The following is a 20225-nucleotide window of genomic DNA, read 5'->3' as shown; positions in this document are numbered from 1 at the left end:
CGCCGCAGCGCGCGGCACGCTCCCGGGAGTGGGCGGGCTCACCGGTCCGAGGGGAAGGGGATCGGGTCAGCCCTCCGTGCGCTCCTGCAAGGCAGGGGCCCCGTGGTCCGCGCGGAGTGTGCTTTCGACGGCGTCGGCCAGATGCGTGACACGGTCGTGCGTGTGCAGACCGCGTGTGACGTAGGCGAGTGCGTAGCCGTGAGCGGGGGAGTACCAGGCGCAGCTGCCGCCGATACCGCCCATGCCCAGGTCGCCGTTGTCGTCGATCTGGAAGCCGAGGGACCAGCGGACGGTGTCGCGCAGGAAGCCGTCGGTGCCGGTGGCGGCGGTGCGGAACAGTTCGGACCAGAGCTCCCCGCCGAGGAGTCGTGCGACGTGGCCGTCGGGCCGGCCGAGGTCGTCGTAGAGGCTCGCCAGTGAGGTGGCATCCGTGATGAGACCGACGGCGCCGAAGCGAGCCTGGTGCCAGGACGGACTGCGCAGGGTGTCGGCATCGAGGAGGCCGGCGGGGCGCAGCAGGGCGGCGCGACCGAGTTCGTGGGCGAGGTGGGAATCGGTCCATTCGGTACCCATGGGCTCGGGTTCGGCGACCAGCGGGAGCTCGTGGGGGTGCACGCCGAATCTGAGGCGTGCGCCGAGCACGCCGGACAGGGCTTCCGTGTGTGCGCGGACCGAGGGGGCGCCGACCGCGGCGAGGAGCCCGTCGACGAGGTGGCCGTAGGTGGAGGCGTGCTCGGCGATGACCTGACCCGGCACGGTCCGAGGTTCCATGGCTTCGAGGTCGTGTACGAGCGCGGCGTGGTCGCGGGGGTCGAGCCCGGCGGCGGCGGGTGAGAACGTGTGCTTGCCGGAGCGGTGACTGAGGATCATGCGCAGGGTCGTGGGATGTGCCGGCGCGTCGCGGTAGGCGGGCCAGCGCGCGGTGACGGGCTCGTCGAGGCCGAGGTGGCCGTCGGCGACAGCCTGCAGGGCGGCGAGCGCGACCAGCGGCTTCCCGGTGGAGAAGACCTGCACGAGGGTGTCGGCGCTCCAGGGCACCTCTCGTGCGACGTCGGCGCTGCCGCCGTGCACGACGAGGGCGGGAGCCCCGTCGCGCCAGATCGCCAGCGAGCCGCCGGGCTCGCGTTGTGTGTCGACGAGCTCCTGGAAACGCGAGATGACCGACTCCCAGTCTCCGCTCGACTGTTGGACACGGACGGCTGCGGGCATCGCTTGCCTTTCCTCTGAGAAGGGGGCGCGGCTCAGGGCGGAGTCGCTGGGGAAGGCGCCCGGTGTGGCCGCCTCGGCCTCCGGGTGGGGTTCGGGCTGGTCAGGTGTCCGTGAGGGGGAACAGGTTCTCGGTACCGGTGAGTTCCAGCAGCTGGAGGATCTGTGGGGAAGGGGCGCGCAGGCTGATGCGCCGGCCGTTCTCCTGGGCGGTGCGCCGCGATTGGATGAGGGCATTGAGGCCGGAGGAGTCGCAGAAGGTGAGTTCGCTCAGGTCCACCACGATCTCGGCCGGGCAGTCGGGCCGGGTGATCATCGAGTGAAGGGCTTCCTGCAACATGGGCGCCCGATCCAGGTCCATCTCACCCCCGACCCTGATGACGACGTGCTGCTCTTCACTCTCCAACCCCACGGGCGGGAGGGGGTCCAGTGGATCATCCATGCTTCCACCCTAGTGCCCTCGGGGTGGCCGACAGTCTGCCCCGAGAAGGGCGCTCCGCGCGGGCTGTTCGTCGGCCGGTCCGTCGGCTTGACGCCTCGGGTCAGGTGACCGGCGGGCGCGACCGATGTGCTCGGTCGCGCCCCCTGGCCGAGGCCGTGCCGGTGGCCAAGCCCATGCCGGTCAAGCGGGTTGCGGGGATGGTGTCCGGGGGATTCGTGGTCTGCGTCATCGTGCTTCGCGCCGTTGAAGAAGGTACGCCGCGGTCAGTGCCACGGCAGGGTCCTCGTCATCCGACAGTTCCACAAGGGCACGTGACGCCCTGCTGCCCGGGATGTCCGCCAACGCCTGGGTCAACCGTCCGCGTGCGGGCGCCCCCGTGGTGTCGACGGCGAGGCGCTCGACGAGCCCGGCCGCGATCCGATCCGCCGTCGCGGTGTCGCCCGCCAACACGCTCAGCGCGTCGGCCGCATCGGTGTCGTTCCTTCCCTCCACGACCATGTCGATGAGTGTCGGGGCCGCATCGACCACGCCACGTGCCCCGAGTGCCAGAGCCGCATGCCCGCGGACCACGAGGTCGTCGTGAAGGAGAGCCTGCCGCAGTTGCGCGGTGGCCTCACCTCCGGGAAACGCGGCCAGGGATTGGACGGCGCGTTCCCGCACCGCCGCCACCGGTGAACCGAGGCCCCCCGCCAACAACGCCGGCCCGGCGTCGCCCGATCGAGCCAGCGCCCATCGAAGGGCACCGGCGACGTGCGGATCCGCCTCGCGCAGCGCCGCCTCGACCAGGGCCTCCACCGGAGGTGAAGCCTCGTTGGCCGAGGACAGGGCCGCGCGTTGGCGCGCTCCGGCGCTCTTCGAACCCAGGGCCTGGAGGAGTGCGACGACCTGGAGGACGTCCTCCCAGCCGGTGGGATCCGCGGCGTCGATCCGGCGCAGCCGCGTGAGCAGCTCGGTCTCGGCCGCGATGCGTTCGCGCGACTGAGCCATGAGGTCGCCGACGAGCACCGAGGGCGTGAAGCCGGGATCGTCGAGAGCGCGCCCGATCTCACGCAGCGACATCCCGAGCGACCGCAGGCTCTCGATGTGGAAGATCCGCCGGACGTCCGCCCCGGAATACTCCCTGTACCCGGACCCCGTACGCCCCGAAGGACGCACCAGACCGAGCGACTCGTAATGCCGGAGCATCCGGGCACTGACCCCGGACCGCCGCGCCACCTCACCGATCAACACGCCCTATCGTCCCTCCTGACCGGATCCGCCGAGGGCCACGACGCGCTTCGCCTCCTCGATCGCGTACTCGAACCCGGCGTCCGGGTCGCGCCTCAACCGTTGTGTGGCGAGCGCGTGCACGCGCACGCGCGGGTCGGGGGCCGTCGTCGCCGCACGCAGGGCCGGCGCGACGGCTTCACCCAGCGCGACCAGTGCCCGGCTCAGGCTCAACTGCGTCTCCCGCTCACCACGCCCGAGCTGAGTCGCCAGCACCTCGGCCAAGCCCGCCTCCTCGCCTTCGGGAACGAGCACGACCGCTGTCCGCCAGGCGCTCCGTGCCACTTCGTCGTCGGCATCGGACAACAGTGTCCGCGTGATCGCCGGCCACGCCCGCCGATCCCCGATCTTGGACAGTGTGTGCAGCGCCTGACTCCGTGCCTGCGCCCGCCCCGAGCGGACCTCGCGCACCAGCCCGGGGAGCGTCACGGCCACGGGGTGGCGGGTGAGCGCCCAGGTCAACATGTCGCGGACGAAGAAGTCGGGTTCGATCGCGCAGCGCTCGACGAGCGTGTCCACGAAGCGCGGGTCGGGCGCCGTTCCGATCGCCAGAGCAGCACGCAATCGTACGGACGAACGGTCGTCCTCCAGCTCCTGAAGCGCTCGGTGCCCATCCGTGTCCTGTCTCGTGATCGTCATCAAGACCACCTCCTTGGCCAACAGTGAAGGCCTTGTCACCGTGTCAAGGTCAAGCAGGACCCGCGCGGGGACGGGAGCACCCGGCCGCGAGGAGGCCCGAGCCGAAACGGCGTCGGAGGAGCAGCGCTCCCGACACGGGACGGCCTCGACGCTCGCCCCGGGCATGCTGCGGAGTGAACGCTCCCGGCCCCCTCCGCCTCGTGCTCTGCCGAGCGGGCGAGGTCGGCCGTCCGGCCGCGTGTCCCCGAGGGCTCGTGTGACACCACTCACAAGACTGCTCGACGTCCGGTGTAGACCGGATGCGGTGCGGCGGGCGTATTCCCGGTGGGAGGGATACGTGGACGCGGGAGTGATTGCGGGAGTGATTCTTGACGGTCGAGGAGTTCGAAGAGTTCTACGCGCAGGCGGCGGGACGGCTGACAGGACAGCTGTACGTGATGCTCGGCGACCACCACGAAGCGCAGGACGTGGTGCAGGAAGCGTTCGTGAAGGGGTGGGGCCGGCGCAGGCAGTTGGACAGTGAGGGGCGGCCCGAAGCCTGGATCCGTACCGTCGCGTGGCGGCTCGCGGTGAGCCGTTGGCGCGGCCGGAGGCGTACCGCCGACGCCTGGGAACGCACCGCCCCCGCCGGGCACGTGGACGGTCCGGGACCCGAGGCGGTGGCCCTGGTGGAGGCGCTGCGGCACCTGCCGCCGAAACAGCGCCGGACCATGGTCCTGCACTACGTGTGCGACCTGACGGTCGAGCAGATCGCCGCCGAGACCTCCCTGTCCCCAAGCACGATCAAGACCCACTTGTCCCGGGGCCGCGCCACCCTCTCCCGCCATCTGCAGGACCCCCGCATTGAGGAGGCTCCCGATGCCTGATTCCAACGATCCACTGCGGTCGCTGTTCCAGGAAGCGGCCTCCGCCGGGCAAGAGGGGACCGCCCTGGCCCCCGTCTCCGTCATCGCCCGGCGCGGGGAGCGGGCCCGGCGGCGCCGGATCGCCGGACTCGCCGTCGCGGCCTGCCTCGTCGTCGCCGGTTCGGGCGCCGCGGTGGCCGGGCTGCTGCCCGACGGGGGGAGCGGGAACCTGCCGGCGACCACCCCGTCGCCCCTGCTGACCCCGTCCCCGTCGTCGGCGCCGCCCCCGTCCTCGACACCGACCCCCCCACCGAGTTCGTCGGCCACCTCGTCCCGGCGGCCGAGCCCCCCGCCCACCGCCCGCACCACCGACCCCGTGCTGCCCAACGCGACCGTGCCCCCTCCGACCGGGGGATCGACGGTGGCGCCCTCCTCGACCGCCCCGCGATGACCCTGGCCCAACCCACCCCGTCCAACCCGCCCCGGTAGCCCGGGGACACCGGCACCCCACCGGCCGCGCAGCCTCGGCCGGCGGTCCGGCGCGCCCTCAGCCGATTCAGGAGTACCCGTATGTCCGTTTCCACCCCGTCGCGACCGGTCACCGTCCACGCACCCCCCTTCCGCGCCGAACCGCGGCCCAAGCCCCGCCGGCCGCGGTTCGGCCCCGCCGACCGCGAGGTGCTGTCGCTCTACGTCCTCACCCGCATCGGGATCTGGATCACCGCCGGAGCCGTGAGTTGGCTGTTCCCCGCCGACGGCAAGTCCCGGCGGGCGCCCTCGCTGCTTTCCCCCTGGCAGCAGTGGGACTGGTGGCACTACCTCCACATAGCCCAGGACGGCTACTTCCCGGACGGCGCCGGCCCGTGGACGGTCGGCTGGGACAACCGCGAGGCCTTCTTCCCCGGGTTCCCCCTCACCCTGCGTGCCGTCCACGTGGTCGTCCCCCACTGGGCCGCGGCCGGGGCGCTGATCTCCTTCGTCGCGGGAGGCGTCGCCGTCCTCGCGCTCGCACGGATCGCCCGCCGCCAACTGCGCGACCTGGAAGGCGGCCGGCGTGCGGCGGTGTTCTTCCTCCTCTCGCCCTGCGCGGTGTTCCTCGCGGCCGGTTACACGGAGTCCCTGTTCCTGGCGCTGGCCTTGCCCGCGTGGCTCGCGGCGCAGCGCGGGAACTGGCCGGCCGCCGCGGCCCTGACCTGTCTGGCCTGCTCGGTACGGGTCACCGGCCTGTTCCTGGCCGCCGCGCTCGTGCTCCACTTCGTGCTGACCGTCCGCGATCGGAGCGCCTGGCGCTCGGCTCCCTGGCTGGCGCTGCCCGCCCTCACCCCCGTGCTCTACGGCTGGTTCCTGTCGGCCCGTACCGGCGACTGGATGGCGTGGAAACACGCTCAGGAACGCGGCTGGTACCGGGACTTCCACGCACCCTGGGACGCCTGGTCGAACACCTGGGAGGCCGCCTTCCACCACACGCAACCCACCGGGTACGCGCTGATGTCGCAGGCGGAACTGCTGGCGATCCTGGCCGGCGTGGTCCTGCTGGCCCTGCTGGTCCGCCGACGCCGACTGCCCGAGGCGCTCTACCTCGCCCTCACCCTGTGGGCGCTGGGCACCTCGTACTGGTACACCTCGATCCCCCGCTCCACGCTGCTGTGGTGGCCGCTGTGGATCGCCCTGGCCGGGTGGAGCCTTCGACGGCCGCGCGTGCAGGCGGTGTACCTGTATGTCGTGGCCCCGCTCGGCGTGGTGGTGGCCATCACCTTCCTGACCGGTCGCTGGGCCGGCTGACCCCGGCCCTCGGATCGCGGACCCGCTGCCCGCCCCCGCGGCCGGTGTCGCGCGGCGCCTCGCTGTGGATCGGCTACGGAAGGATCGAGTCCACGTAGCCGCCGTCCACGCGCAGCGCCCCGCCGGTGGTCGCGGAGGCGAAGGGAGAACTGAGGTAGACCACCATGTTCGCGATCTCCTCGGGCTCGATCAGGCGCTGGAGCAGAGATTGGGGACGGTGCGTGCGCATGAACTCTCGCTGTGCCTCTTCCCAGGGCAGATCGCGGTCCACCAACTCGTAGACGAAGTCCTCCACTCCACCCGTGTGCGTCGGGCCCGCCATGACGGAGTTGACGGTCACCCCCGTCCCGGCGGCCTCCTTGGCGAAGCCGCGCGAGACGGCGAGGAGGGCGGTCTTGGACATGCCGTAGTGGATCATCTCGGCGGGAGTCACCACCGCCGAGTCGCTGGCGATGTTCTGGATCCGGCCCCACGAGCGCTCCGTCATCCCCGGCAGGTAATGCCGGATCATCCGAATCGCCGTCAGGACATTCATGTCGAAGTAGCGGCGCCACTCGTCGTCCGGGATCTCCAGGGCCGGCATCGAGCCGAAGATCCCGAGGTTGTTCACGAGGACGTCGACCTGTGGGACCGCGTCGAACACCGCCTGCGCGCCGTCGTCCGTCGAGATGTCACCGGGCGCCGCGATCAGCGTGCCGCGTCCCGCGCTCATGCGCCGCACCGCCTCGTCGACGGACTTCTCGGTGCGGCCGTTGACGGCCACCCGTGCCCCGGCGTGGGCGAGGCCGGACGCGATGGCCGCGCCGATGCCCTGGGTCGATCCGGTGACCAGCGCGGTCTTCCCGGAGAGGTCGATGAGCACGGGGGATACCTGCCTTCTGCCGCTCGGCGGCTGTGTCCGTCTGCCCGCCGGGCCGCCTGCCGGTACCCGGTCGCCGGTCCGAACCGGATGGTGGCCCCCACGCCGGGGGTCAAGCCCTGGGCGACTCCGACGTTCGCGCTGCTTCTCGATCGTCGCTCGACTGTCCCTCTCGCTGATTCGGTGTCAGGGTAAAGGGCGGCGGGCAACTTGCCCATCGACTGAAGGGGTGAGCATCAATTGTTCCGCCATCGGGGCCTTTCCTTCCCAGTGAGGCTTCGGAAGGTTTCGCAGCAGACCTGCCGGCCCGCTGAGACGGCACCTGGCGGACGCGGTCGCCGTGCCGGGACGCACTGACATCACGCTGCGCCTTGCCGTCCCGGGCCGGGACGGAGCCCGGGATGGTGGCCGGCCCGTTCGTTCGGTGCGGACGCCAGGACTTCCGACCGCACCCGCACAAGACGAGCGTTCTCGGCAGGCTCGGAAAACTGCTCCACAATTGACAGTTGCGGCCTGATGGCGGCCCCTGCGGCAGATGATGGGCCCGACATGATCGGAGCTCGTACAGGGATGCGTTTCAGTCCACCGCCCGTGTGGCGAAGCGGACGGTGCCTGCGGGCTGCCGTGTTCACCCTGCTCAGCTCGGCTCTGGCCGTCGTGGCCCATCAACTGGCCTCGGAGGGGTGGGTGTCCTGGCAGCGCGCGTCGGTCGGGGCGTCGCTCGTCTTCGCCCTCTCTTGGCTTGTGGTCCGGCGGCCCCGGCCTTGGTGGCAGGTGGTGGCGGCCACCGACGCCGCTCAACTGCTCCTGCATCAGGGGCTTTCGGTGCCCCAGGCGGCACCCCACGCTCACCCCGAAGCCCACGACGGCCTGACGGAGACGGTGCACGCGGCGCACCACGGCGCGTGGGAGATGGCGGCGGCCCATTGCGTGGCCGCGTGGGTGATGGCCTTGCTCATGTACCACGCGGACCAGGCGCTCAGTCGCCTGCCGGAGACGGTGAACCGATGGGCCCACTCGGCTGTCGCGGCCGCCGCCGCGGCCTTCGGTCTCCACCGTCGACCATGGGTACGGCCCTGCCTGCGGACGGTACCCGCATCCCTCAACGGGCTTGCCCTCCAGCCGACGGTGACGGCGATGCTCTGTCATGCGCTGGTACGTCGAGGCCCTCCTGCCGGGTGTGCGGGAAACGTTCCCCCCATCCTGGCGGGCAGTGCACCTGCACGGTGACGCCCGCTTCGCGCACCGAGAGGGCTCTCCATCGTGAACACATCACACACCCGCGCTCAGCTCCGCAGACTGGGTATCGCGGCCGTCGGCGCGTTGATCGTCGTGGGCGCGGCCGCCGGGCCGGCCGCCGCGCACGCCGAGGTCACGGCCTCCGACCCGCGTGCCCTCGCCGAGAACGTCACGTTGTCCTTCACCTCCGAGGCGGAGTCGGACACCGCGGGAATCGCGGAGTTGCGGGTCGTCCTCCCGAAGGGCATCAGCCCGGACGCCGTGACGCTGAAGGAAGCCCCCAAAGAGTGGAAGCTGACGGCCACTCCCGACGGGTACGCGATCGGCGGTGCCGCCCTGGCCACCGGCACGGATGCCGAGTACAGCATCACGGTGCGCCAGTTGCCCGACGAGAAGTCCCTCGCGTTCAAAACACTCGAGACCTACGGGGACGGAAAGATCGCCCGATGGATCGAGGTGCCCACCAACGGTGAGAAGGTCGACAATCCGGCCCCCCGGCTGGAGCTGAAGGCGGCGGCCCCCGGGGCCAAGCCGATCGCCCCCGGCCCGTCGGCCTCGCCGACCCCCAGCGCCGCCCCGTCGCTCAAGCCGTCACCGGCGGCCCCCTCCGCTCCCGTGGCGGCCGCGAGCGCGCAGGCGACGAATGAGGAGGATACGGGCAGCAGCGTCGCACTCATCGTCGGCGTGATCGCCGCCGTCGTACTGATCGCCGGTGTCGGCACCTTCTGGTGGCTGCGCCGCAGCCGAGCCTGACCAAGGCCACAGGGGCGGCGCACGGCCTGCGCCGTGCGCCGCCCCTGCCGCGAGTCGGCACAACGTGGGTACGGAGACCGGTCGTGCAGTCCCTCGTGGGTCGCTCTGACACCGCGTTCGGGAGGACCGGTCGCGCACCGGTCCGTCGGCTCGGGGCGCCCCGAGCCGGACCTTGACCGAGAACCGGTGCCACGACCACCGCGCCGGCTCATGCCGCCCGAGAACGCGTGCCCGATGACTCGGCCCACACCTCCCGGGATCCCAGAACCCTGGGACAGACACCGCACTACGGGGACGTCGTGATGTCCACGGTCTCGCGCACGGTGACCTGGTCGATGTCGGTGGTGCGCACCGTGAGGTTCAGGGTCCACACCCCGGGCACGGGCAGTCGCAGGTCGTAGGCGGCCCAGTACCCCTTCTGATTCTTGAGCTTCGCGTCGAGCGGCCCGATGTCCAGGTCGTCCTGGTTGAGGGTGAGGCGGAGTTCGGGAACGGTCGCCAACCCCCCGTCCGCGGTGTACACCACGGCCTCCACCGTGTTCTCGCCCACCCGGCCCGGCGCCAGCGTGACCTGCACCGTGCCGCGGTGGCCCGCCGTCCCCATGTCGAACGGCACCATGAGCACCTTCGCCTGCGGCTCCTGCACGGTGACCGCCGACGCCTTCTCGTCGGCGGCGCGGCTGGGCTGCGTGCCGGTGAGCAGAGTCGTGATCACCAGGACCACGACACCGAGGGCGGCCTCGGCGGCGACCGTACGCCGCAGCCCGCGCCGGAATCCGTCGGCCTCGGAGACGGACGGCTCACCACCGACGGGGGCAACGGGCCCGTCACCGGGACCTGCTGCCTCCGGGCCGGCCGGTGCGCCGACCGTCTGTGCGACCTTCACCCTCTCGGGCTCCGGCACCGTCTCGGCGGCCGATGGCGCCTCCTGAACGAGGCGAGCCGTCCATCGGCGCGAGAACGACGCCGCCCACAGCACGAGGATCACGGCGGCGATCTTGACGATCAGGGTCCGGCCGTACGACGTGGTGGACAGCGCCTCCCAGGATCCGACCTGCCGCCAGGACTGGTACACGCCCGTCCCGACCAGCGTGGAGACCGCGACGAAAGCGAGCGTCGAGAAGCGGCCGATGGCGGAAGCCGGGACGTCGAGGGCGTCGGGCGCTCGGCGCCGGAGCACGATCAGCAGCGTGATCAGACCGCCGAGCCAGACTCCCATGGCCAGCAGGTGCAGCACCGCGACGGGAATGGCCAGCGGCACCTGGATGCCGGCGGAGGCATGCTCGGCGGCGGCCCAGGTAAGGGCCAGACCCAGGGCGAACGCGGCCCCGATCGCGCGAACACCGGTACCGAAGCCCTCTGGCTGCCGCGAGTCCTCGTCCTGCCGGCCCAGTTGTCCGGAGAACCGCTTCAGCAACAGGACGCCCACCGCAAGGAGCGCCAGCCGCGCGATCAGCGCGATCCCGGGCTTCCCGGTGACGGTTCGGCCCAGCTGGGAGGGGTCGAACACCGACGTGAGCGAGCCGGCCGCCTCGTACGGGCCGCGCAGCAGCAACAGGGCGACGCCGGACACCACCAGAGCCGCCCACCCCGTCACCAACAGCCTGCGCACCGGGCGAACCGTGCCCGCGCCGGGCAGGCACACCAGGACGAACGCCACGGCTCCGACGAGGAGGGCCAGGCCGCTGTAGGCGATGTAGCGGAAGAAGCCGTACAGGCGGCCGGCGGCCGTGTCGTCCGGTGAACCGGTGACCACCACGGCAGCCGTCTCGGACGGCTTGCCGATGGAGAAGACGAACGCGCCCGAGATCGGGTGGCCGTCGGCCGAGACGACCCGCCACGCCACCGTGTACGTACCCTCGATCAGCTTGCCGGGCAGCTCCACCCGGGCGGTGTTCCCCTTGCCGTCCACCCGCTGCGCCGGCCGGGGGTTCGCCCGCTCGTTGTCCGGCGACAACACCCTCACCGCGTCGTCGGAGAGGCTGACCGACTCGGTGAAGGTGAGCGTGACCTGCTTCGGTGCTGCCTTGAGGACGGCTCCGTCCGCAGGATCGGCGCCACTGAGGCCGGCGTGGGCGGAGGCCGGGCCCGCCCCGCCCAGGATCAGTGCCAGTACGGCGGCGACCAGTGCCAGGACGGTCAATGAGGCTCTCGTGGGAGGCGATCCAGTGTGCATGAAGAAGCGGTCTCCGGGGTGGCGGTCGTCATCGGCGCACCGCCGTCCGAACCCGGTCGTGCAGGGTGGCTCCAGAACATGGAGCCACCCTTGTGCGACACGACTGGCTCTGGCAGGGCTGGGACTCATGGCGCGATGTGGACCCTAGTGCCGCCGGCCGTGGAAGTGAGCCGGTTGAGCAACTTCGGCTAAAGCACGGTACGGAAGGCTTGCCTTGCGCGTCTTCCCTGTATCGTGCATCCGCTCTTCGAGGTCATGACGGGGGCCTGCCGCTCGACCGCACCGCGGGCCGTTCGGTGTCGGGGCCCGCAGCCGGGCGCGCGCTGTGGCAGGGGCCGCGTCAGTTGTCGGGAGGGTGGGGAAGACGACGGAGTTCGAGCAGGGCCACCGCGATCTTCACGCCGGTGGAGATCGTCAGGGCCTGCAGAAACGGCATGCCCATGAGCCACAGGGCCACCGTCATGGCGGTGAGGACCAGAAAGGCCGGCAGGAGGTTGGTCTGCCTGATCACGGCGCGCAGGTGTCCGGTCCTGCTCCGATGCTGATCCACCGTTCCGGTCGGGCGTGCGGTGACGCCTTCCTCCTCGGCTTGCGGCATCGGCTGCTGCCCTTCACTCGGGTTCGTCCCCGCCAACGAGTGTCGGGCGCGACTCGGCGGACTGCCACCGCTGCCACTCGCCCCGCCGCCATCCGAGTACAGGTTCACCACACCGGCGCCGACACCCGCCCGGCCGTCGCCTGCGCCCGGCCGACGGCCGGGAACAAGACCGATGCCCACCTCTGGCGGGAGTCCGCCCCGCCCGCTGCGGCAGCCGGGACGACAGTGATCGCGGAGGCCGGCGGCCGGCGGCCCGGCGCGCGCCCTGACCGGCTCGGCCCTAGCCTTGGGATTGCCGTTCCGGCTCCCCCGGACGACAGGAGGCTGTGCGGTGAACCCAACCTTCATACGGCTCCGCCGGGCCTGCGTGGCCTGCGCAGCCGCCACCCTCCTCATCGCCCCGTTGGGCGCGACCACCACCGCCCGGGGGGCGGCCACCCCCTCACCGTCCGCGGACGACGCCTTCGTCGCGCTGACCCCGGCCGTCAAGGCGAAACTGGACGCGGCCATCGCGAAGACCCTGCGCGAGACCAAGGTGCCGGGCGCGGTCGTGGGCCTGTGGGCCCCCGGCAAGGGCAGCTACGTGAAGACCTTCGGCGTGGCCGACAAGGCGACCGGCGCCCCGATGAAGGCCGACCTGAACTTCCGCATCGGCAGCGAGACGAAGACCTTCACGGTCACCGCCCTGCTCCAGCTCGTCGACCAGGGGAAGATCGGCCTGGACGACCCCATAGGCAAGTACATCGACGGCGTCCCGAACGGCGACAAGATCACGCTACGCGAGCTGGCGGGGATGCGCAGCGGCCTCTTCAACTACAGCGAGGACCCGGGCTTCGACAAGGCGTTCCTGACGAACCCCAACCGCCCCTTCACCCCCAAGGAGTTGCTCGCCTACTCCTTCAAGCATCCGGTGAACTTCGCGCCGAACGCCACGTTCGAGTACTCCAACACCAACCTGATCCTGCTCGGTCAGGTCGTGGAGAAGATCACCGGTCGCCTGCTGCGCGAGGTCATCAACCAGGACGTGCTCGTGCCGGCCAACCTGGGCGGCACCCTCTTCCCGACCGGCAACCAGTTCCCCGACCCACACCCGCAGGGCTACACGAACCAGAGCCTCTCCGGGAAGGTCGTGAACTCCACCGACTGGGACCCGTCCTGGGCCTGGGCCGCCGGGGCGATGATCTCCAACCTCCACGACCTGCGCAGTTGGGCGAAGACCGTTGCCACGGGCACCCTGCTGAAGCCCGCGACCCAGGCCGAACGCCTCAAGACCCAGCCCATCGGGATCATCCCGGGGGCCTCCTACGGCCTCGGCATCTTCGACGTCCAGGGCTGGATCGGCCACAACGGTTCGATCCCCGGGTACGAGACGCTGACCGTCTACCTCCCCGAGGCCGACGCCACGATGGTCATCGAGCTGAACACCGACGTCACGGTCGGCGGCCAGGAACCGAGCACCCTCTTCGGCGAGGCGGTCACCTCCATCGTGGCCCCGGACCATGTCTACCCGGGCCACAAACCGACCGACCCCAAGGGCTGAGGCCCAACCGAGCACGGGCGACCGCCGGAGACCCTCAGTCGCTCCAGCCCACCGGCCCGGAGATGTCCCAAGCCGCTACTCCTGCGGCGTCTGCCGGATCTTGGCAAGCGTCAGGACACCGCCGCCGACGCCCCATCCGGCATCGGCGACCTCTTCGACCAGTACGAGGGTGGTGGCCCGGGCGCGGTCGCCGAAGATCTCGGCGTACAAGTCGGTGGTGCGCGTGACGATCTGCTCCTTCTGCTCGGCGGTGAGGGTGCCTGCGGGGACCTTGAAGTTCGCGAACGGCATGGTGCTCTCTCTTCGTACGGGGGACGCCGGAGCTGCTCACAACGAGCAGGCGGTCGAACCCGATGGGGCAACCATCCGTCCGAGTCACCCGCTCCGGCCAGGGCTGAGCCCACCCAGGGGTTGTCGGCCCCTGGCTCGAAACCCGCCGGAAGGCGACGATGAGCGGGTGAACCTTCCCGAGCTTGCGGCTTTCCTCAGGTCCCGGCGTGATCGGATCCGGCCGGCCGATGTCGGCCTGCCCGTCGGGCCCAGGCGCCGGGTGCCCGGCCTGCGACGGGAGGAGGTCGCGCAACTGGCGGGTCTGTCGGCCGACTACTACACCGAGTTGGAACGCGGACGTGGCGCCCAGCCTTCGTCCCAGACCCTGGCTGCCCTCGCCCGGGCGCTGCGGCTGGGCGGCGATCAGCGCGACCACCTGTTCCACCTCGCGGATCGGCCGCTGCCCGCGTCGACACACGGAGCGAGCCCGCGGCAGGTCCAGCCCGCCCTGCTCGGGCTCCTGGACCGGCTGATCGGCACGCCCGCCCAGGTCATCACCGACCTGCACGAGACCCTCGTCCAGAACGAGCCGGCTGCGGCGCTGCTCGGCCGGTCTCCGGAACCGCGCGGCCCCGCCACCGGCTTCGCCTACCGTTGGTTCACCGATCCGGCTGCCCGCGCCGTGTACCCGACCGAGGACCACTCGCACCACTCACGGGTCTTCGTCGCCGATCTGCAGGCAGTCGCCGCCCGCCGGGGCCGCGACACCGAGGTCGCCGCGATGACGGCCGCACTGCGGCGGCGCAGCGCGGAGTTCGCTGCCCTGTGGGACACCCACGACGTCGGCCTGCGACGCACCGATCACAAGCGCATCGTGCACCCGACGCTGGGCGTCATCGAGTTGGACTGCCACAGTCTGTTCAGCGAGGACGGCCGTCAGCGCCTCCTGTGGTTCACGGCCCCGCCCGGTACCGAGGGCGCCGCTCAGCTTGAGCTGCTCGGCGTCATCGGTACGCAGGACATGGCGCCGACCGAGGGCGGCGTCCACGCGGGCTGAGAGCGGATGTCAGGCCCCCGCAACAGCCCCCGGCCCCTCACGGCCGGCGCGTGTCGGGATCCACGCTGCCACCGCCGCGACCACGGCCGCGGCGACGAGCAGCACCACAGCGCGTCCGCTTCCTGCTGCTTCCTGCCTCCCGCACGACGCGGCGCGGGTACTCGGCTCGTACCGTGGCTGCCGACCGGATCCTGCGCGCCGCCCCCTGGGGCGGAGTCACTCCCGTGGGGCCAGAACGGTGAAGAGCGCGCCCTCCGGGTCGCGGAGGGTGACCCACCGGGCGGCGGTGGAGGCTTCCACGGGGGAGGCGGTACTTCCTCCCGCGGAGGTGGCGGCTTCCACGGCAGCCTCCAGGTCGGGCACCCGGAAGTGGATGTGCCATCGCGGCCGGACATTCGGGTCGGGGTCCTCGCCCACTGCTCCGCCGCTGATCCGTGCGACAGTGTCGCTGCCGTGCCGCAGGACCACGCGGTCGTGTTCGTAGGCCACCACACAGGACCCGGGAGGTTCTCCGGCCCAATCCAGCACCTCCCCGTAGAAGATGGCGGACGCGAAGGCGTCGCGCGTACGGAGTTCCAGCCAGGCGGGGGCGGTGCCGCGACCCACCCTCCAGTTCTTGAGCACCCGGCCTTGCCAGAGTCCGAAGACCGCCCCGGAGGGGTCGGCGGCAAGGACGGCGCGGCCCGTGCCGAAGGACAGCGGGCCCACGGCGACGGTGGCGCCGCGCTCGCGAACGCGGGAGGCGCTCACGTCGGCGTCGTCGACGGCGAAGTACGGCGTCCAGGCCGCGGGCAGTGACAGATCCTCGGCGAGGGCCCCGAGACCGGCGACCGGAGCGCCGTCGCGGAACGCCAGCAGGAGCCGTTCCCCGAGCCGGGTGTCGCGGAACGTCCAACCCAGCACGGCGCCGTAGAACCGCCGCGCGGATTCGAGATCCCGGGTCATCAGGCTCACCCAGCAGGGCGCGCCGAGGACTTCATGGCTTGACGTGGACACAGCTCCCAGCCGCCTCATTCCGCCGCACATCGCTTATGGGACCTTTCCACCGTAGCCCGGCCGGTGGATGAAATCGGTGAGGTGGACCGCTCCTCCGGCGAAACGGTCGGCTCCGTGGCCCAACCATCGGTCGTACCGGCATCGAGCACTCCTTCTGTCGACGTCAGGCCAGGGTCCTCGTCGTCACGGACGGAGGTGGTGCGGCGGCTGGTGACAGACCGGTTGTGGGCTCCTCCCTCGTGGGACGCCCGTGGTGCCGGTGCGTTCACGAGGTGGTGGACGTCCGAGAGGATTCTTCGCACGGTTCCGCCGCCGCCGCGGCTTCGACGGAACCCCTCCAGCGCGGGAGACCGATCAGGCACAGCTGTCGGCTTCCCTCCGCTGGTGTTGCAGAGCGTCGGCGCCCGCGGTGATGACCTCGGCGAGCCGGTTGGCGAAGGCCGCGTTGCATCCTCCGAGCCGGACGAAGCCGTGGCCTGCCACCGGGCCGTCGTTGCTGAGGGAGGGAAGGGTCATGTCCGCGAGCGCGAGCGCCGTTCGGAGGTTGGTGACGGCGTCTTCGCCGGCCTGGTAGGCGGCGTCCTGGCGCCGCTGGTACTGGAGTCGTTCGGCGCGGGTCATTTCGTACGCCATGGCGCTGACCTCTCGTGGTAGGCGTGGGTGGTGACGCGCCGGAGCGCGTTGTGTCATCGGTTCGTCGGCGGGGCGAGGCACTCTCAACCGGCGGCCGGGTCCATGTCCAGGTCCGGTTCGCGACGGGACGGGACGAAGGAGCCGGTCCGTCGGGCTGAGTCTGTGGAAGGCCCGTGACTATCGGTTTCGATCTTCGTTTCAAGGGTGCAGGCGAGCACCCCTCCGACGTGTGGGAAGGACCGGGTTGGCCAGGAAGGTACCGGCTGTTGCCGCCTCTGCTCCCCCTGGTGGCCGCCCATGCGAGGCTCGCCCCTCTTGTGTCGTCGCCCGAGAGTGCCGTTCACGCTGTGGCGCCCGCCCGGGTCCCCCGGATACGCGCTTGGCACCTTCGGTCGGCCCGACTTCACTGACGGTACGGATTCACGCCCAGCCCCCTTGCGGGAGTGCCCTTCCGCTCGGCGGAGGGGCGGTCCAGGAATCCGGTGCCTCCCACGCCGCAGCCGCGACAGTGATCGCTGCCCCCGTCGCCTACACCGCCGCCTGTCGCGACGACCGGCGGGCGTGGACCGAGCCCACATGCATCGCGTGGACCGGTGCAAGCGGCATTGCCGCACGTCAACTGCCGTCATGCGCCTTACCCGAACCTTTGACCGTGACTGTGGGAAGGCAGGCGGACGGCTCTGTTGTCCGCCGTGTGGTAGTCGGGCGTCACTCTGTCCGAGCTGCGGCCGGCGCTCGGGGTCGTCTGCTTGAGTTGCGCGGGCGCGGAGGCGGAGGGGTTTCGGTGCCGTGGGGCGGCCTGGCGGGGTGGTCGTGTGAGGGTGATCTGGCGGACCAGTTGTTGGAAGCAGGCCAGCGCGGCGACGGCGGGGAGGGCGGATGCCGCTCCGGCGGCGATCGTTCTGGGTGCCTGGGCGATGCACAGGAGCGTGGCCAGGGTGGAGAACAGCAGGACGATGGACCAGGAGTGGAGTGCGCGGCGCTGGTGCAGGGCGGATCTGAGGATGGACAGGGAGGCGACCATCCAGGGGCCGTAGATCAACAGGGGCCACCAGTGGACGACTTCACGGGCCGTTTGAGGTGCCGCGCTGTGGCGCAGGGCGTCACAGATGGCCAGTCCACTGAGGATGCTCACCACGGTGGCGATGGCGGCGACCAGCGCGGCGGTGAACAGACTCCCCGTCTGCAACAGGGTCACCAGCGGGGGCTTCGAGTGGTTTCGGCGGTGCCCGCCGGCGGGGGGTGTGCGCGGCCGCTCGGCTGATGTGTGCTGCGGCCCTGCGACGAACCCGAGGGTGCCGGCCGCGTCCCCGGCCGTGCCGGAGCCGACTCGGGTGAACAACTCCGCCTGTCCGAGAGCGGGGTCCTCTTGGAGAAGGCCGGCGAACTCCGTTGCCGGGTCCCACAGCGCTTGTGCCTCGCCCGGCCCTCCGAGAGGGTGCCCGGGGGAGGGGGGTTGTGTGTGCTCTGGTCGGCCTCGGAACACGGAGGTCTCCGGTTGGGGTTGGAGACCATGGACGCCCGGATATCCGTACGGCTCATACACGGGAGCTGCCACCCGAACGCTCGCCGAGGGCCGGGTCGGGTGCTGCCGCCCTCGCCGGCCGCCTGCTGAAATCATCCTGGATCGTGCTCATCGCACGGAGGAAAGCCGCAAAGGTCGATGAGGAGTAACGAAGATCGATTTCCAGGCCTTCGGCTCCCGGCGTCGCGTTCCGGGTCTCGCCGCGGTCGGTCGAGGGCGGAGTGAACATCCACTTCCCGATCCGGGTGGCGCCGGAGTGAAAGTTGTCTCTCTGCTCCTCTTCTTCCGGCGCGCCGCGAAGGGAGAAGGGGAGCTTTGCTGTTGTCATATTCCCTAAACGCTCTTGATCTTGGTCTGGGTGTGTGCCATCCGGGTGATGGTGGTTGACGAATAGGCGTTGACGCAGTCTTATCGGTTCTGCGAATCAACCAGGATCGCGACCTCTCGCGTCGTCACGCCGCGGCCGGGGGCTGATGGGCCGTGGCTCGACGCTGGGCTCCCCGACGGATCCGTCATTCCTGCGAGCCATTCGCAACCGCCGAGGCGGCGCACGTACTCCGATGCGACGGCCTTGCCGAGTGCCGTGCATGCTCCGTAGTGGCTCGCGTGAACGGCGGATTGTCCATGTGTGCCGTCGGTTCTCGGCGCATGCCGTCACCCCGACCTGTCCTCGACGACGAGAGCCCGTCGCCGGCTCCGTCGACTCTGCTTCCCGCGGCCGCAAGGCGACACCGCCCCGTGTGTCGAACCTTGGTTCGCGGTCCACCGGGTCATCTGTTGGCCTCTCTGGCCGTCACGGCCGCCGGCTGATCATCTGTAGATAGGCCGGGATGTCGGCGTCGCGAAGTTGCCGCGCATGACTGCAATCGGAGGAGGGGGCGCAACTCTGCATATGCCTCTGCGTTATGTCGAAGGAACGCCTGGGCCTGGTTCTCGTGTGGCCCTCTGAATCTCACCTTCGAAAGGACTGGTTGTGGGAGACACCCTCCTGTGGATCATGCTCATTCTCGTCGCGCTAGCCACAGGTTTCACAGCGCTCACGTCATCGGGTACTGGTCGACTCTGGTCTGTGGACACCCTGGAACTGAGGCGCCAACAACGCTTCACACACGTCCTGTCCCTTCATGTGCATGCGGTCTCGCTCTCTCGTTCGGCAGCTGCGGCACTGGTGCAGCCGGGCGAGCAACCCGTGCGTGTCTTCACCCACTTGAGCGGGGAGCCGCTCCAACTCGTCCACGAGTCGGGTCAGTCACCCTGCATGCCGGAGCGTCACGACCGGTCTCCTGAGGGGCAGTCGACGCCCCTCCCCGAACAGTCGCGCCTCTGACCACGCCTGCCTCGCATCCACTCTCGGGGGCGATGGCTTTGGGTTGGCTGCGTTGCGTTTCCGGGCTCCGCCGGAAGGTGTGTGACGCCTGCGCCCCCACTGGTGCGGGCTTCCGGGTCGCGGCGAGCCCGAGCGTCGTAGTCGACGAGAGTGGACCCGAAGGGAGTTCACCAAGAAGCCGTCCTACCCGACTCCTGGCCGTGCGTGTCAAACCGAAAGAGATGGCTGATATCGCTGAAAAACCCCGGCAATTCGTACATGATCGTGCATGTCAAAACCCCGGCAATCCGGACGTTGGTGAAGACGAGTAAAAGCCCCGACAGTCCGGGTACTACTCGTCTTTGGGGCGACGAATGGGCATGCTAAAGCCGCGGTGACCTGTCCCATCCATGCTCGGCGAACCTAGTGCCGGGCGTTGAGGAGGTGTGGAGACAATCCTCAACCGAAAGGAGTATCACCATCTATTTACGTGGAGACCCGGTACGACCATGGCCGAGGAACCGCCTCCCTTCCGGCGAGTGCCCCGGCAGCAGGTTCCCACTCCACAGACGCGCGGCAGAGGGGGAACCCGGCTCACCCCCATCCGACAGAAGGGCCTCCCCGCAGCCGGGGTATGGCCCGCGACAAGGGGGAGTGTGAGGATGGCCGCCGGCAGTGGGTCGGCCGCTCGCAGCCCGTGGTCGGCGGCAACGCGAGCGCTGCGCACCACGCGAGTGGCTTTGATACAGGTCACACGCCGTCTGGCGGAAGCAGGCACTGCCCGCGGAACCAAGCCGCCCCGCACGAACTCCACGTCGACGCACATGCTTCGGGACGAATACCGGGCGGGTTTCGCCCTGCGTCCGCCTCCCCCGGAGAGCGCTGTACCCGACCGCGGGGAATGTCCGTGGTGCCGACTCCTTGGCAATCCCGAGCCTCGCGACCGGTCTGGGCCCAGTGGCCCATGTTCGTGAGGGGGCGCAGGGGGCGGCTCGCCCCCCTGGGGCGCCGGCTGGATCTGGTGACTGTCGAGCAGGGAAGAGGCGTTGATCGAGCCTCCGCCGCGGTGAGGAGCAGGCGCGGTCGGGTCGTG

At 70.6% G+C, this 20225-nt stretch carries 18 protein-coding genes; 6 read left to right on the top strand and 12 right to left on the bottom strand.

The genetic code is table 11. From position 1 onward, the window contains the following. Positions 1-66: 66 nt before the first annotated feature. The 4 genes from OHA84_RS02755 to OHA84_RS02740 form a co-directional block, all read right to left on the bottom strand. Positions 67-1209 carry a serine hydrolase domain-containing protein gene (locus OHA84_RS02755; RefSeq protein WP_266973654.1) on the bottom strand — a complete coding sequence of 381 codons (1143 nt, stop codon included), beginning with the start codon at positions 1207-1209 and terminating at the stop codon, positions 67-69. 100 nt (positions 1210-1309) lie between these two features. Then, positions 1310-1648, bottom strand: a complete 339-nt coding sequence (locus OHA84_RS02750) for an STAS domain-containing protein (protein ID WP_266973656.1) — start codon at positions 1646-1648, stop codon at positions 1310-1312. 225 nt (positions 1649-1873) lie between these two features. Further along, a complete protein-coding gene (locus OHA84_RS02745) occupies positions 1874-2878 on the bottom strand; it encodes a MerR family transcriptional regulator (RefSeq protein WP_266973658.1) in 1005 nt (334 codons plus the stop codon). A gap of 3 nt (positions 2879-2881) precedes the next feature. Then, positions 2882-3553 carry a HEAT repeat domain-containing protein gene (locus OHA84_RS02740; RefSeq protein WP_266974145.1) on the bottom strand — a complete coding sequence of 224 codons (672 nt, stop codon included), beginning with the start codon at positions 3551-3553 and terminating at the stop codon, positions 2882-2884. A 368-nt stretch (positions 3554-3921) separates the two neighbouring features. Here OHA84_RS02740 and OHA84_RS02735 point away from each other — a divergent pair, with 368 nt between their 5' ends. From OHA84_RS02735 to OHA84_RS02725, 3 genes are all read left to right on the top strand, one after another. Next, positions 3922-4419 (top strand): SigE family RNA polymerase sigma factor, encoded by a 498-nt coding sequence (locus OHA84_RS02735; RefSeq protein WP_053676685.1) that lies wholly within the window; start codon positions 3922-3924, stop codon positions 4417-4419. Then, complete coding sequence (locus OHA84_RS02730) at positions 4412-4849, top strand: hypothetical protein (RefSeq protein WP_266973661.1); 438 nt, start codon at positions 4412-4414, stop codon at positions 4847-4849. The genes OHA84_RS02735 and OHA84_RS02730 overlap by 8 nt, the downstream gene beginning before the upstream one ends. 119 nt (positions 4850-4968) lie before the next feature. Next, a complete protein-coding gene (locus tag OHA84_RS02725) occupies positions 4969-6180 on the top strand; it encodes a mannosyltransferase family protein (RefSeq protein ID WP_266973663.1) in 1212 nt (403 codons plus the stop codon). A 73-nt stretch (positions 6181-6253) separates the two neighbouring features. Here OHA84_RS02725 and OHA84_RS02720 read toward each other — a convergent pair whose 3' ends face one another. Next, the gene (locus tag OHA84_RS02720; RefSeq protein ID WP_266973665.1) at positions 6254-7042 is read right to left on the bottom strand and encodes an SDR family NAD(P)-dependent oxidoreductase; all 789 of its coding nucleotides are present in this window, start codon (positions 7040-7042) and stop codon (positions 6254-6256) included. Positions 7043-8302: 1260 nt separating this feature from the next. Between OHA84_RS02720 and OHA84_RS02715 the strand changes: the two genes are divergently transcribed. Continuing rightward, on the top strand, positions 8303-9031 hold the full coding sequence (locus OHA84_RS02715; protein WP_266973666.1) for a DUF1775 domain-containing protein: 729 nt from the start codon (positions 8303-8305) through the stop codon (positions 9029-9031). Between the two features lie 286 nt (positions 9032-9317). On the opposite strand, the gene OHA84_RS02710 is transcribed toward OHA84_RS02715, so the two are convergent. Both OHA84_RS02710 and OHA84_RS02705 read right to left on the bottom strand, forming a co-directional pair. Continuing rightward, entirely contained in the window at positions 9318-11174 is a 1857-nt protein-coding gene (locus OHA84_RS02710) for a copper resistance protein CopC (protein ID WP_323181953.1), read from the bottom strand. 373 nt (positions 11175-11547) lie between these two features. Next, a complete protein-coding gene (locus OHA84_RS02705) occupies positions 11548-11805 on the bottom strand; it encodes a hypothetical protein (protein WP_053676148.1) in 258 nt (85 codons plus the stop codon). 331 nt (positions 11806-12136) lie between these two features. Between OHA84_RS02705 and OHA84_RS02700 the strand changes: the two genes are divergently transcribed. Next, the gene (locus OHA84_RS02700; protein WP_266973669.1) at positions 12137-13345 is read left to right on the top strand and encodes a serine hydrolase; all 1209 of its coding nucleotides are present in this window, start codon (positions 12137-12139) and stop codon (positions 13343-13345) included. Between the two features lie 75 nt (positions 13346-13420). Here the strand turns inward: OHA84_RS02700 and OHA84_RS02695 are convergent, their stop codons facing one another. After that, positions 13421-13636 (bottom strand): tautomerase family protein, encoded by a 216-nt coding sequence (locus OHA84_RS02695; protein ID WP_053676150.1) that lies wholly within the window; start codon positions 13634-13636, stop codon positions 13421-13423. Between the two features lie 166 nt (positions 13637-13802). Here OHA84_RS02695 and OHA84_RS02690 point away from each other — a divergent pair, with 166 nt between their 5' ends. Then, a complete protein-coding gene (locus tag OHA84_RS02690) occupies positions 13803-14672 on the top strand; it encodes a helix-turn-helix transcriptional regulator (RefSeq protein WP_266973670.1) in 870 nt (289 codons plus the stop codon). A 216-nt stretch (positions 14673-14888) separates the two neighbouring features. Here the strand turns inward: OHA84_RS02690 and OHA84_RS02685 are convergent, their stop codons facing one another. The 4 genes from OHA84_RS02685 to OHA84_RS02670 form a co-directional block, all read right to left on the bottom strand. Then, the gene (locus OHA84_RS02685) at positions 14889-15617 is read right to left on the bottom strand and encodes a VOC family protein (protein ID WP_266973671.1); all 729 of its coding nucleotides are present in this window, start codon (positions 15615-15617) and stop codon (positions 14889-14891) included. 405 nt (positions 15618-16022) lie between these two features. Next, positions 16023-16301 carry a hypothetical protein gene (locus OHA84_RS02680; protein WP_053676153.1) on the bottom strand — a complete coding sequence of 93 codons (279 nt, stop codon included), beginning with the start codon at positions 16299-16301 and terminating at the stop codon, positions 16023-16025. Positions 16302-16935: 634 nt separating this feature from the next. Then, positions 16936-17499 (bottom strand): hypothetical protein, encoded by a 564-nt coding sequence (locus OHA84_RS02675; protein ID WP_266973672.1) that lies wholly within the window; start codon positions 17497-17499, stop codon positions 16936-16938. Between the two features lie 340 nt (positions 17500-17839). Then, on the bottom strand, positions 17840-18154 hold the full coding sequence (locus OHA84_RS02670) for a hypothetical protein (protein WP_266973674.1): 315 nt from the start codon (positions 18152-18154) through the stop codon (positions 17840-17842). Positions 18155-20225 lie beyond the last annotated feature (2071 nt).

The organism is Streptomyces sp. NBC_00513 (genome assembly GCF_041431415.1).
Lineage (GTDB): Bacteria > Actinomycetota > Actinomycetes > Streptomycetales > Streptomycetaceae > Streptomyces.
The sequence above is the reverse complement of the archived record's forward strand: the minus strand, read 5'-3'. Positions and strand labels throughout refer to the sequence as shown.

What these genes read in the sequence shown, in the direction of transcription:
- OHA84_RS02755 (WP_266973654.1), bottom strand. Translation starts at nt 1,209, where the DNA reads ATGCCCGCAGCCGTCCGTGTCCAACAGTCGAGCGGAGACTGGGAGTCG.
- OHA84_RS02750 (WP_266973656.1), bottom strand. Translation starts at nt 1,648, where the DNA reads ATGGATGATCCACTGGACCCCCTCCCGCCCGTGGGGTTGGAGAGTGAA.
- OHA84_RS02740 (WP_266974145.1), bottom strand. Translation starts at nt 3,553, where the DNA reads ATGACGATCACGAGACAGGACACGGATGGGCACCGAGCGCTTCAGGAG.
- OHA84_RS02730 (WP_266973661.1), top strand. Translation starts at nt 4,412, where the DNA reads ATGCCTGATTCCAACGATCCACTGCGGTCGCTGTTCCAGGAAGCGGCC.
- OHA84_RS02725 (WP_266973663.1), top strand. Translation starts at nt 4,969, where the DNA reads ATGTCCGTTTCCACCCCGTCGCGACCGGTCACCGTCCACGCACCCCCC.
- OHA84_RS02705 (WP_053676148.1), bottom strand. Translation starts at nt 11,805, where the DNA reads ATGCCGCAAGCCGAGGAGGAAGGCGTCACCGCACGCCCGACCGGAACG.
- OHA84_RS02695 (WP_053676150.1), bottom strand. Translation starts at nt 13,636, where the DNA reads ATGCCGTTCGCGAACTTCAAGGTCCCCGCAGGCACCCTCACCGCCGAG.
- OHA84_RS02685 (WP_266973671.1), bottom strand. Translation starts at nt 15,617, where the DNA reads ATGACCCGGGATCTCGAATCCGCGCGGCGGTTCTACGGCGCCGTGCTG.
- OHA84_RS02680 (WP_053676153.1), bottom strand. Translation starts at nt 16,301, where the DNA reads ATGGCGTACGAAATGACCCGCGCCGAACGACTCCAGTACCAGCGGCGC.
- OHA84_RS02670 (WP_266973674.1), bottom strand. Translation starts at nt 18,154, where the DNA reads ATGACAACAGCAAAGCTCCCCTTCTCCCTTCGCGGCGCGCCGGAAGAA.